Here is a 10,986-nt window from a genome sequence, read left to right on the forward strand (position 1 = left end):
CCTGTGCTGGTGGGGAAAAGCGGGGTCGTTGGCCCCACGGCTATAGGCTACTTGCAGGTAGTGCAAAATCAGTAACACGTTCCAGTTTCGTTCCGGTCACTTTCCCCGGAGCAGTCCAGGGGAGGAAGACCTGATGCGAATTGCGATGCTGTCCTACCGCAGCAAGCCGCACGTGGGCGGCCAGGGCATCTACATCCGGCGTCTGAGCCGGGAGCTCGTCGCCCTCGGCCACACCGTCGAGGTGTTCTCCGGCCAGCCCTATCCCGAGCTGGACGAGGGCGTGACGCTGACCAAGGTGCCCAGCCTCGATCTCTATCGACCGGGCGACGAGTTCCGCAACCCGCGGCCCGGCGAGTTCCGTGACCTGGTCGACGTCGAGGAGTGGGTCCGGATGCGCACCGGCGCCTTCCCCGAGCCGCTCACCTTCTCCAAGCGCGTGGTCAAGCTGCTGCGGCAGCGCCGCGACGACTTCGACATCGTCTTCGACAACCAGACGCTGGCCCTTCCACTCCTGGAGATCGAGGACCCCTCGACCATCGGTCTGCCGCTGACCGCGGCGATCCACCACCCGATCACCCTCGACCGCGCCATCGAGTTCGACACCGCGACGTGGATCCGGCGCAAGCCCGGATCCCGGATCAGGATCGAGCTGCCCAAGATCGGGGTGTGGCGCTGGTACTCCTTCCTGCGTCAGCAGAAGGCGACCGCACCATTGATCCGCCGCGTGATCGTGCCGTCAGAGTCCTCGAAGCGCGACGTCGTCCGCGAGTTCAAGGTCGACGCCGACCGGATCACCACGATCCTCCTCGGCGTGGACGAGCGCTTCGCCCCGCCGACCGAGCCGCGCGTGCCGGGGCGGATCCTCGCGATGGCGAGCGCCGACGCCCCCTTGAAGGGCATCCACATCCTGCTCGAGTCCTTCGCCAAGCTGCTCACCGAACGTGACCTGGAGCTCGTGCTCGTGACGCGGCCCAAGGAGGGCGGCGTCACCGAGAAGCTCATCGACAAGCTGGGCATCGGTGAGCACGTGACCTTCGCGAGCGGGCTGACGGACGACGAGCTGGTCGCGCTGATGGGCTCTGCCGAGCTCGCCTGCGTGCCCTCCCTCTATGAGGGATTCTCCCTGCCCACGGCCGAGCTGATGGCCTGCGAGACGCCGCTCGTGGTGTCCCGCGCCGGTGCCATCCCGGAGGTCGTCGGTCCCGACGGCCTGTGCGCCGACGTGGTGGAGCCCGGCGACGTCGAGGCCCTCGCGCACGCTGTCGCCGCACTGCTCGACGACCCCGAGCGCCGCGCCCGCATGGGGGCTGCCGGACGCCAGCGGGTCAAGGAGCTCTTCAGCTGGACCGCTGTCGCGGCCAAGACCGCCGATGTCTTCGACGAGGTCATCACCCAGTACCACCAGGAGAATGCCGATGCTGACCGTTGATTTCGACCGCCTGGGTCTCGAGGCAGGAGACCGCGTCCTCGACATGGGCGCCGGCGCGGGCCGCCACAGCTTCGAGATGTATCGGCGTGGGGCGGACGTCATCGCGTTCGACCTCGACGCCGACGAGCTCGCCGGTGTGAAGGACCTGTTCGTCGCGATGGCCCAGGCCGGCGAGGTTCCCGAGGGTGCCGAGGCCGACGTCAAGCAGGGCGATGCCCTCGCCCTGCCCTTCGGTGACGGCGAGTTCGACCGGATCGTGTGCTCCGAGGTGCTCGAGCACATCCACGACGACGTCGCCGCGATCCGGGAGCTGATCCGCGTGCTGCGGCCGGGCGGCACGCTCGCCGTGACGGTGCCCCGTTGGCTGCCCGAGGTGATCAACTGGCGCCTGTCGCCCGACTACCACAACGCCGAGGGCGGTCACATCCGCATCTACACCGACCACGAGCTGATCGACAAGGTGACCAAGGGCGGGCGCTTCAACGACGGCACCCCCGGTGACGCGATGCTCTTCGAGGGCAAGAGCTACACCCATGGCCTGCACACGCCGTACTGGTGGATCAAGTGCGCCGTGGGGGTCGAGAACGACGCCCACCCGCTCGCGAAGGCCTATCACAAGCTGCTGGTGTGGGAGATCATGAAGCAGCCCAAGGCCCTCCAGCTGGCCGGCAAGGTGCTGGACCCGACCATCGGCAAGTCGATGGTCCTCTACTTCCGGAAGCCCGAGGCCGCATGACCCCCGCTGTCCCCGAGGTGGCGCTCGGCCGCCTGCCGTACGTCGACGGCCTGCTCACCGCTCAGCAGGTCGCCGACACGGCGGCGGCCATCGCGGCCATGCAGGAGCCGTGGGGTGCCGTGCCGTGGACCACCGGCGAGCACGTCGACATCTGGAACCACGTGGAGGCGGCGATGGCCATGCTGGTCGGTGGCCAGGTGGAGGCCGCCGAGCGCGCCTACGCCTGGATCCCGACCATGCAGCGCGCGGACGGCTCGTGGCCGATGAAGATCGTGAACGGCGTCGCCGACGACGAGCGCGGTGAGGTCAACATGTCGGCGTACTTCGCCGTGGGGCTGTGGCACCACTGGCTGGTGCGACGCGACATCCGCTTCATCGAGCGCTACTGGCCCTCGGTCCGTGCCGGACTCGACTTCGTGGTGTCGCTGCAGGAGCCGTTCGGCGGCATCCGCTGGACGCCGGTCGACGACTTCTGCCTGCTCACCGGGAACTCGAGCATCTACCACTCGCTGCGTGCCGGGGGCGCCCTCGCGGACCTCATGGACGACCCCCAGCCGGAGTGGGAGCTGGCCGGTGGGCGCCTGGGGCACGCCGTGCGGCACCACGCCGACCGCTTCGCCGACAAGTCGTCGTACTCGATGGACTGGTACTACCCGGTCCTCGGCGGTCCGGTCCGCGGCGACGCCGCCCGCGAGCTGCTGGCACGCCGGTGGGACGACTTCGTCAAGCCCGGGCTCGGCATCCACTGCGTCGACACCAACCCGTGGGTGACCGGCGCGGAGACCTGCGAGCTGGCGATGGCGCTCGACATCCTCGGTGACCCCGAGTCGAGTCGCCGCGCCCTGGCGCTGGTGACGGACATGCAGCACCTGCGCGAGGACGACGGCCGCTACTGGACCGGCTGGGTCTACGACGACCCCGCCCGCCCCGCGCCCGACGACGAGCCCCGCAACGTGCACTGGCCCGACGAGCACACGACCTACACCGCGGCGGCCGTGATCCTCGCGGTCGACGCGCTGGGGGAGACCCACGGCCACGGCACGCCCGGCTCGGGGATCATGCGCGGCACCTCGCTGGCGCCGCACTTCGACGAGATCGCGCTCGAGTGCGACTGCCCGTCAGGCGAGCGGGTCGCCAGTCGCGCCTGACGTGCGCTCCAGCACACGCAGCGATCCGACGGCCTCGACCTCGGTGAACTGGCCACTGGCGAGTGCCGGCAGATAGATCTGCTCGTACGGCGGCCGCCCGCCGTCGGCAGGGTCGGCGAACACGTCGTGGATCGCGAGGTAGCCGCCGGGCTGCACCCAGCGCGGCCACGAGAGGAAGTCGTCGCGCGCCGGCTGCTCGCCGTGGCCACCGTCGATGAACAGCAGCGACAGGGGGGTGCGCCAGTGCGCGGCGACCGTCGTCGACTGCCCGACGACCGCGATCACGTGGTCCTCGAGACCGGCGCGGGCGATGTTCTTGCGGAACTGACCGAGGGTGTCCATGAGCCCGAACTCGGGGTCGACGACGCTGGCGTCGTGGTGCTCCCAGCCGGCCTGGTTCTCCTCCGAGCCGCGATGGTGGTCGACGGTGAAGACCACCGCGGGCGCGCCCGGCCCGCTCACCGCCCGAGCGGCCGCGCCGAGGTAGATCCCCGACTTGCCGCAGTAGGTGCCGACCTCGAGGGCCGGGCCGTGGGGGAGGCGCCGGTGAGCGACGGCGTGGAGCAGGGCGCCCTCGTCCTCGGGCATGAAGCCCTTGGTGGCGCGGGCGAGTTCCAGCAGGTCGGACGGCATGGTGTCGGGCACGTCACCACTCTAGTAGAGTTAGAACGCGTTCTAGTTTTCAAGGAGTCCCGATGTCCCTCGGTATCAGCGACGAGCAGGTCGAGCTCGGCGACACCCTGCGCAAGTGGGCCGCGAGCCTGGACCCCATCGCCGCCGCCCGCGCCGCCGAGGGGGACGCCGGTGCCGGCTTCGGCGACCTGTGGTCGGCCACCGAGGAGATGGGCATCGCCGCGATCGCGGCCCCGGAGTCCGCGGGCGGCGGTGGCGGGACCCTGCTCGACCAGGCGATCGCGCTCGAGGCCGCCGCACACGAGCTGTTGCCGGGTGGGCTCCTCGGCGCCGCGATCGGCTCCGTCCTCACGGGACGTCCCGGTCGGTTCGGCGTGCAGGTGCGCACGGGGGGCGCCGTCTGGGACGGTGGTACGGCGACAGAGCACCTGCTGCTCGACGAGGGAGGCACGCTCCGGGCGAGCGCCGGGGTCGATCTGACGTCGCGGCACGCACGTCTGGTCGACGGCACGCCCGGCCGGACCGACGAGGCCCGGCGCCGGATCGCGATCACCCTCGCCGCCGCTGAGGCCGCGGGCGTGACCCGCTGGTGCCTGGAGACGGCGGTCGAGTATGCGGGCGTGCGCGAGCAGTTCGGCCGCAAGATCGGCTCCTTCCAGGCGATCAAGCACCTGTGCGCGGAGATGCTGGAGACCGCGGAGGCCGTCACTGCGGCCGCGTGGGACGCTGCGGCCTCCGCCCCTCCCGCCGGGGGTGGCGACGGTGGCGACGAGGAGCAGTGGGCCTTCGCGGTCGAGGTCGCCCGGGCGATCTGCTTCGACGGCGCCGTGGACGTCGCGAAGTCGTGCATCCAGGTGCTGGGCGGCATCGGCTTCACCTTCGAGCACGACGCCCACCTCTACCTGCGACGAGCGACCACGCTCCGCGCCCTGGTCGGTCCGGCCGACGAGGCGGCCGCCCGGCTGACCGCCGCCGCGGTGCAGGGCGTGCGCCGCCGGGTCGACGTCGACCTCGAGGGGCGCGACGAGGCGATCCGGCCCGAGATCCGGGCGACAGCGCAGCGGTTGGCGGCACTGCCGGCAGCCGGGCAGCGTGCGCAGCTGGTGGAGTCCGGCTACCTCACGCCGCACTGGCCGGCGCCGTTCGGGCTGGGCGCCGACCCGACCACGCAGATCGTCATCGACCAGGAGCTCGGCCGGGCGGGCGTCGTACGACCGGACCTGGTGATCGCCGGCTGGGCGGTCCCGACCATCCTGTCCCACGGCACGGACGCCCAGCGAGAGCGCTTCGTGCGGCCCTCGCTGATGGGCGAGCTCACCTGGTGCCAGCTCTTCTCCGAACCCGGCTCGGGCTCGGACCTCGCCTCCCTGCGCACGCGCGCCGTCCGCGTCGAGGGTGGCTGGTCGCTGAGCGGGCAGAAGGTGTGGACGTCGGTCGCCGAGCGCGCTGACTGGGGCATCTGCCTGGCCCGCACGGACGCGGACGCGCCGCAGCACAAGGGCATCACCTACTTCCTCGTGGACATGAAGTCGTCCGGCATCGAGGTCCGGCCGTTGCGGGAGATCACCGGGGAGGCGCTCTTCAACGAGGTGTTCCTCGACGACGTCTTCGTGCCCGACGACTGCGTCGTCGCCGAGCCCGGCGACGGCTGGCGGCTGGCGCGCACCACGCTGGCCAACGAGCGGGTCGCGATGGCCAGCGCACGGCTGACCAAGAGCGTGGAGCGCGCCGTCGAGATCGCCTCGACCGGCGCGCTGGGACCCGTCGACGAGGCACGGGTCGGCCACCAGGTCGCCCTCGCCACCGTCTGCGGGTTGCTCGGTGTCCGCACGACCCTGCGGGCGCTGGGCGGGCGGGGGCCGGGGGCGGAGTCGAGCGTGGCCAAGCTGTTGGGCGTGCGCTCGCGTCAGGAGTCCTCGGAGCTCGTCGTGGAGCTGCAGGGCGACGCGCTGGCGCTGCTCGACGGGGTCGACAAGACCACGGGCGAGGCGTTGGCCGCCGACGTGTGGGAGCAGTTCAACACCCGGTGCCTGTCGATCGCCGGCGGCACGACCCAGATCCTGCGCAACGTCGCGGGGGAGCGGATCCTGGGTCTACCCCGCTGAGTGCTCGGCGGGCGCGGCCGCGCGCTCCCGCCGCCAGCCGTTCCAGTGCCAGTGCAGGAAGCGGTCGGTGGCGCGGACCAGGTGCTGCGACCTGATCGACGGGAAGATGTCGAAGGCGTGCTGGGCGCCGGGAAGCTCGGCGTAGGTGACCGACCTCTTCGAGGTCGTGCGCAGCGCCTCGACGAACGCCCGGGCCTGCCCCACGTCCACGAGGGTGTCGCGGGCGCCGTGCACGACGAACATGTCGGGGGCGTCGGCGGTGACTCGCAGCAGGGGACTGGCGTCCTCGAAGGTGGTCAGGTCTGCGCCCGGGTCCTTGCCGAAGACCCAGGGCGCCAGGAAAGTGTCGCGCAGGAGCCGTGCCGATCGCAGGCCGCTCGCTGCCGCGAGGTCGTAGACGCCGTAGTAGGGCGCCGCGGCCTGCACCGTGGTGTCGGCGTCCTCGAAGCCCGGCTGGAACTCCGGAGCGTTCGGGGTGACCGCGGCCAGCGCCGTGAGGTGTCCGCCGGCCGACTGTCCGGTGATCGCGATGTAGTCGGGGTCGCCGCCGTAGGCCGCGATGTTGTCCTTCACCCAGGCGATCGCCGCCTTCACGTCGACGATCTGGGCGGGCCACTTGTGGCGGGGAGCGAGTCGGTAGTTGATCGCGACGCAGACCCAGCCCTTGGCGGCGAGGTGCTGCATCAGCGGCAGCCCCTGCTGCTCCTTCTTGCCAATGGTCCACCCGCCACCGTGCACCTGCAGCAGCACGGGTGCGCCGGAGGGCGGGGTCACCTCGGAGGTGTAGACGTCGAGCGTCCCGCGCGCGCCGTAGGGCGCGAAGGGGATGTTGCCGGTGACCTCGACACCGGCCTTGCGGGCGGCTCGTCGGAAGGCGAACGGGTTGGCGATGCGGCGCCAGGGGGTCGCCAGCTCTGCCGGAGTGGGCTTGGCGTCGAGCTGGTCGAGGTAGTCCACACCGAGCCCCTCGACCAGGGCGTCCTCTGCGTCGGACACGGCCTGTCGGCTCTGCCGGACCAGGTAGGCGAGCCCGGCCGTGGACAGCCCCGCGAGAGCGAGGCCCCGGACGTCGCGGCGCGAGCCGGTCGCATGCGCGGCGGCGTCGGCGACGGTGAGGCCGAGCACCTGCGGCGCGAGCTCACCGGTGAGCCAGCCGGCGAAGAAGGCCGGGATGCCGGTGCGATAGCCCGGCAGTGGACGGATGGCGTTGGCGGTCAGCGCTGCGGTGACGACCTGGCGCCGTACGAAACCCATGACCCGAGGATATCGGGGTCGTTGGGTGGACTGGTACCTGTTCTACCTCCCGGGTCTATCGTGGCCCAGGACGCGACGAGAGACGAGGGCGGTATGGACCGGATGTCCGGGCTGGACGCGAGCTTCCTCTACCTGGAGACGCCCGCACAGCTGATGCACGTGTGCGCCGTGATGGTCCTCGACCCGTCGACGATGTCAACGCCCTACTCGTTCGCGACCGTGCAGGCCGGGATCGACGACAGGGTCCGGGAGATGCCCACCTTCACCAGGAAGGTCCGTCGCGTCCCCCTCGGCCTGGACCACCCGGTGTGGGTGCGCGACACCAGCTTCGACATCGAGCGTCACGTCCACCGCCTGGCCCTCCCCACGCCCGGGGGGTACGGCGAGCTGATGGAGCTCTGCGCCCACCTGGCCTCGCTGCCGCTGGACCGGTCGCGACCGCTGTGGGAGATGTGGATCATCGAGGGCTACCGGCCGGACGGCCCGGACGGCGCGGAGCGGGTCGTCACCTTCACCAAGATGCACCACGCGACCGTCGACGGCGTCTCGGGCGCCAACCTGCTCTCGCACCTGTGCTCCCTCGAGCCCGACGCGCCGCCGCTGGACCTGGGCGAGAAGCAGCCGCACCCTCGGGACCCGGGGCGCGGCGAGCTCCTCGGCCGGGCGGTCATCGGCACCGCGTCCCGTCCGCTGACGCTGGCCCGTGTGCTCAAGCCGTCCGCCCAGCTCGTCACCAAGACGGTCGGGCGCGCTCGCCAGGGCACCGCGATGGCCGCGCCCTTCTCGGCTCCGCGGACCTCCTTCAACGGCACCATCACCAGCCACCGCGCGATCGGGATGGCCGACCTCGACCTCGACGAGATCCGGCGCGTCAAGAAGGCGACCGGCACGACCGTCAACGACGTCGTCCTCACGGTGGCCGGTGGCGCCCTGCGCGCCTATCTCGCCGACCGCGACGAGCTCCCCGACTCGTCCCTCCTCGCCACGGTCCCCGTGAGCGTGCGGGACAGCTCCCGTCGTACGACCGGCGCCAACAAGGTCTCCGCGCTGTTCACCAAGCTGGGCACGGACATCGACGACCCGCTCGAGCGGCTGGCGATGATCGCCGAGCGCAACCGGCACGCGAAGGAGCACCACAACGCGATCAGTGCGGACTCGCTGCAGGACTGGGCGGAGTTCGCCGCACCGCGGACCTTCGGGCTCGCGGTGCGCACCTACGCCAACCTGCGCCTGGCCGAGCGGCACCCGGTCGTGCACAACCTCGTCATCTCCAACGTCCCCGGCCCGCCGATCCCGCTCTTCTTCATGGGCGCGCGGATCGAGGCGCTCTGTCCGCTGGGACCGGTCTTCCACGGCGCGGGCCTCAACGTGACGGTCATGTCCAATGCCGGCAACATGCACGTCGGAGTGATCGCCTGTCGTGAGTCCATGCCCGACCCCGATGCCCTGGTGCGGCACTTCCCGGCAGAGCTGGCACGTCTCGGGAGCAGCGCCGAAGACCCGGCGTGAGGCGGGGCTGACGCCGGTCTGGGGTGTTTTGCGTCCTTGCGGATCCGCTTCCGGCGTGACCGACACGGTCCGCGGTCGCGGCAGTGTCGGGCCTGACGTTGTCGCCAACCGATCGAGGACCCCAACGCCATGATCTTCCGCACCTTCGGGTGGTCTTTCCTCTTCACCGCGCTGGGCGTCGCCGGTGCCCTCTGGTACGGCGGCACCGAAGGGATCGTGCTCGCGCTGATCCTCATCGTGCTCGAGATCTCGTTGTCCTTCGACAACGCGGTCGTCAACGCCAAGGTGCTCGAGAGGATGTCCGACTTCTGGCAGAAGATCTTCCTGACCGTCGGCATCCTCATCGCCGTCTTCGGCATGCGGCTGGTCTTCCCGTTCGTGGTCGTCGCGCTGGCGGCGAGCCTCTCCCCGGTGGAGGTCATCGACCTCGCGCTGGAGAAGGGTGACCCGGACACGCCGGGCACCTACGGCTACTACCTGGCCGACGCGCACCACACGATCGCGGCCTTCGGTGGCATGTTCCTGCTGATGATCTTCCTGAACTTCCTCTTCGAGGAGAAGGACATCACCTGGCTGTCGTGGATCGAGAAGCCGCTCGAGAAGGCCGGCAAGATCGACGCGCTCTCGATCATCGTCGCCGTCGCCACCCTGTTCATCGCCGCGAAGACCCTCGGGAGCGAGCACGAGGCGTCCGTCCTGACCGCTGGTCTCGCCGGCCTGCTCACCTACCTCGTCGTCAATGGCCTGGCCGAGGCCTTCGGGCCCGACGAGGAGGAGCTCGAGCACCTCGGTGAGGACGCCAGTGGCAACGTGATGAAGGTCGTCGGCAAGGCCGCGTTCTTCCTCTTCCTCTACCTCGAGGTCCTCGACGCCAGCTTCAGCTTCGACGGCGTCATCGGCGCCTTCGCGGTCACGACCGACCCGATCATCATCGCCATCGGTCTCGGCGTCGGTGCGTTCTACGTCCGGTCGATCACGATCTACCTGGTCCACCAGGGCACGCTGTCGGACTACCGCTACCTCGACCACGGCGCCCACTGGGCCATCGGCGCTCTGGCCGCGCTGCTGATCGTCTCGATCGGCTACCACGTGCCGGAGGTCATCACCGGTCTCATCGGCGTGGCCTTCATCGGCGCCGCGTTCTTCATGAGCATCCGGGCCAACAAGCGCGAGGCCGCCGAGTCGGTCAAGGAACTCGCCGGCTGACCCGCGGAGGACCGCCAGGCTGGGCGTCGCGTGGCCGGGTGAAGTCCCGGCCACGCGCGTTGACGGTGGCCGCCGCCTCCACGAAGCGGGGGACGAAGCGCTCGGAGCGCAGCACCGATCCGGCGTGCCCGTCGTCGACCTCGTGGATGGTCGCGCCGGGGATGGCGCGGGCCAGGGCGATCTGCCGGGCCGTCGGGATGACCCGGTCGCGCATCATGACCACCACGGCGGTCGGGACGTCGATGTCGGGCAACCACGGCCGGGAATGGTGCCGCCCGAGCGCGGCGAGGGCCTGACCGACTGCCCACGGGCTCGTCGACCGGAACTCCTTGAGGGCCCACTCGTGCATGTCGACGGGCACGAACCCGTCCTTCGCTGCCGTGGCGCGGACTCCGGCCTCGGCGGACCGCGCACTGGACATCCCGCGCAGGGCGAGCATGGTGGCGCTCGTGCCGAGGAAGAACGCCCGCTCGACGGGATTCATCTGGAACCGGTCGGTGGTGGCTCCCAGGACGAGCCCGGTGACCTGGTCCGGGTGTTGGCGCCACATCCGCTGGGCGACGATCGAGCCCATGGAGTAGCCGCCCATGATGGCCTGGTCGATCCCGAGCACGTCGAGCAGTGCCGCGACGTCGTCGGCGCAGTCGACGAGCGAGAACTCGTCGCTCTTGATGCCCTGTCCGTGCCAGCGCAGGTCGAGGGTGACGACGCGGAACCGCCGGGCGAGGGGGTGGATGCAGGGAAACCAGCACAGCAGCCCGGTCGTGCCGAGTGCGTGCAGCAACACGATCGTGGGGGACTTCGGGTCGGGGCCCGGCGTGTCGGTGACGTACGTCGCCCCGCTCCGCCCCGGCAGCTCGACCATGCGTCCCGCGGGGATCGACGTCCACGGCACGTAGACCCGGTTCCGCGCGAGGTCGAGGGGCGAGGCCATGGCCCGGAGACTAGAACACGTTGCAGGTCGCG

9 protein-coding genes are annotated in these 10,986 nt (G+C 70.7%); 6 read left to right on the top strand and 3 right to left on the bottom strand.

Annotated elements, in window-relative coordinates; genetic code table 11:
• The first annotated feature begins 133 nt into the window (after nt 1-133).
• Genes E9934_RS03500 through E9934_RS03510 form a run of 3 tightly spaced genes read left to right on the top strand, consistent with a single transcriptional unit; the run spans nt 134 to nt 3,313 of the window.
• Nucleotides 134-1,429: a glycosyltransferase family 4 protein gene (locus tag E9934_RS03500; protein ID WP_136561394.1), complete on the top strand. Its 1,296-nt coding sequence runs from the start codon at nt 134-136 to the stop codon at nt 1,427-1,429.
• Complete coding sequence (locus tag E9934_RS03505; RefSeq protein ID WP_136561395.1) at nt 1,416-2,165, top strand: class I SAM-dependent methyltransferase; 750 nt, start codon at nt 1,416-1,418, stop codon at nt 2,163-2,165. Before E9934_RS03500 ends, E9934_RS03505 begins: the two co-directional genes overlap by 14 nt.
• Nucleotides 2,162-3,313, top strand: a complete 1,152-nt coding sequence (locus E9934_RS03510; RefSeq protein WP_136561396.1) for a prenyltransferase/squalene oxidase repeat-containing protein — start codon at nt 2,162-2,164, stop codon at nt 3,311-3,313. The genes E9934_RS03505 and E9934_RS03510 overlap by 4 nt, the downstream gene beginning before the upstream one ends.
• Here E9934_RS03510 and E9934_RS03515 read toward each other — a convergent pair.
• On the bottom strand, nt 3,284-3,958 hold the full coding sequence (locus E9934_RS03515) for a class I SAM-dependent methyltransferase (protein WP_238694732.1): 675 nt from the start codon (nt 3,956-3,958) through the stop codon (nt 3,284-3,286). The genes E9934_RS03510 and E9934_RS03515 overlap by 30 nt on opposite strands.
• A gap of 50 nt (nt 3,959-4,008) precedes the next feature.
• On the opposite strand from E9934_RS03515, the gene E9934_RS03520 reads away from it, so the two are divergent.
• The gene (locus tag E9934_RS03520; protein WP_136561397.1) at nt 4,009-6,051 is read left to right on the top strand and encodes an acyl-CoA dehydrogenase family protein; all 2,043 of its coding nucleotides are present in this window, start codon (nt 4,009-4,011) and stop codon (nt 6,049-6,051) included.
• Here the strand turns inward: E9934_RS03520 and E9934_RS03525 are convergent.
• Nucleotides 6,040-7,305 (bottom strand): alpha/beta hydrolase, encoded by a 1,266-nt coding sequence (locus E9934_RS03525; RefSeq protein WP_136561398.1) that lies wholly within the window; start codon nt 7,303-7,305, stop codon nt 6,040-6,042. The genes E9934_RS03520 and E9934_RS03525 overlap by 12 nt on opposite strands.
• A 93-nt stretch (nt 7,306-7,398) precedes the next feature.
• Here E9934_RS03525 and E9934_RS03530 point away from each other — a divergent pair, with 93 nt between their 5' ends.
• Complete coding sequence (locus E9934_RS03530; RefSeq protein ID WP_136561399.1) at nt 7,399-8,814, top strand: WS/DGAT/MGAT family O-acyltransferase; 1,416 nt, start codon at nt 7,399-7,401, stop codon at nt 8,812-8,814.
• A gap of 129 nt (nt 8,815-8,943) precedes the next feature.
• Nucleotides 8,944-10,020, top strand: coding sequence for a DUF475 domain-containing protein (locus E9934_RS03535; protein WP_136561400.1), 1,077 nt, complete (start codon nt 8,944-8,946; stop codon nt 10,018-10,020).
• Here E9934_RS03535 and E9934_RS03540 read toward each other — a convergent pair.
• On the bottom strand, nt 10,001-10,954 hold the full coding sequence (locus tag E9934_RS03540) for an alpha/beta fold hydrolase (protein WP_136561401.1): 954 nt from the start codon (nt 10,952-10,954) through the stop codon (nt 10,001-10,003). The two genes, E9934_RS03535 and E9934_RS03540, sit on opposite strands and share 20 nt — an antisense overlap.
• Nucleotides 10,955-10,986: the final 32 nt, after the last annotated feature.

This window comes from Nocardioides caeni, assembly GCF_004912195.1.
GTDB classification, from domain to species: Bacteria; Actinomycetota; Actinomycetes; order Propionibacteriales; family Nocardioidaceae; genus Nocardioides; species Nocardioides caeni.

What these genes read in the sequence shown, in the direction of transcription:
- E9934_RS03500 (WP_136561394.1), top strand. Translation starts at nt 134, where the DNA reads ATGCGAATTGCGATGCTGTCCTACCGCAGCAAGCCGCACGTGGGCGGC.
- E9934_RS03505 (WP_136561395.1), top strand. Translation starts at nt 1,416, where the DNA reads ATGCTGACCGTTGATTTCGACCGCCTGGGTCTCGAGGCAGGAGACCGC.
- E9934_RS03510 (WP_136561396.1), top strand. Translation starts at nt 2,162, where the DNA reads ATGACCCCCGCTGTCCCCGAGGTGGCGCTCGGCCGCCTGCCGTACGTC.
- E9934_RS03520 (WP_136561397.1), top strand. Translation starts at nt 4,009, where the DNA reads ATGTCCCTCGGTATCAGCGACGAGCAGGTCGAGCTCGGCGACACCCTG.
- E9934_RS03525 (WP_136561398.1), bottom strand. Translation starts at nt 7,305, where the DNA reads ATGGGTTTCGTACGGCGCCAGGTCGTCACCGCAGCGCTGACCGCCAAC.
- E9934_RS03530 (WP_136561399.1), top strand. Translation starts at nt 7,399, where the DNA reads ATGGACCGGATGTCCGGGCTGGACGCGAGCTTCCTCTACCTGGAGACG.
- E9934_RS03535 (WP_136561400.1), top strand. Translation starts at nt 8,944, where the DNA reads ATGATCTTCCGCACCTTCGGGTGGTCTTTCCTCTTCACCGCGCTGGGC.
- E9934_RS03540 (WP_136561401.1), bottom strand. Translation starts at nt 10,954, where the DNA reads ATGGCCTCGCCCCTCGACCTCGCGCGGAACCGGGTCTACGTGCCGTGG.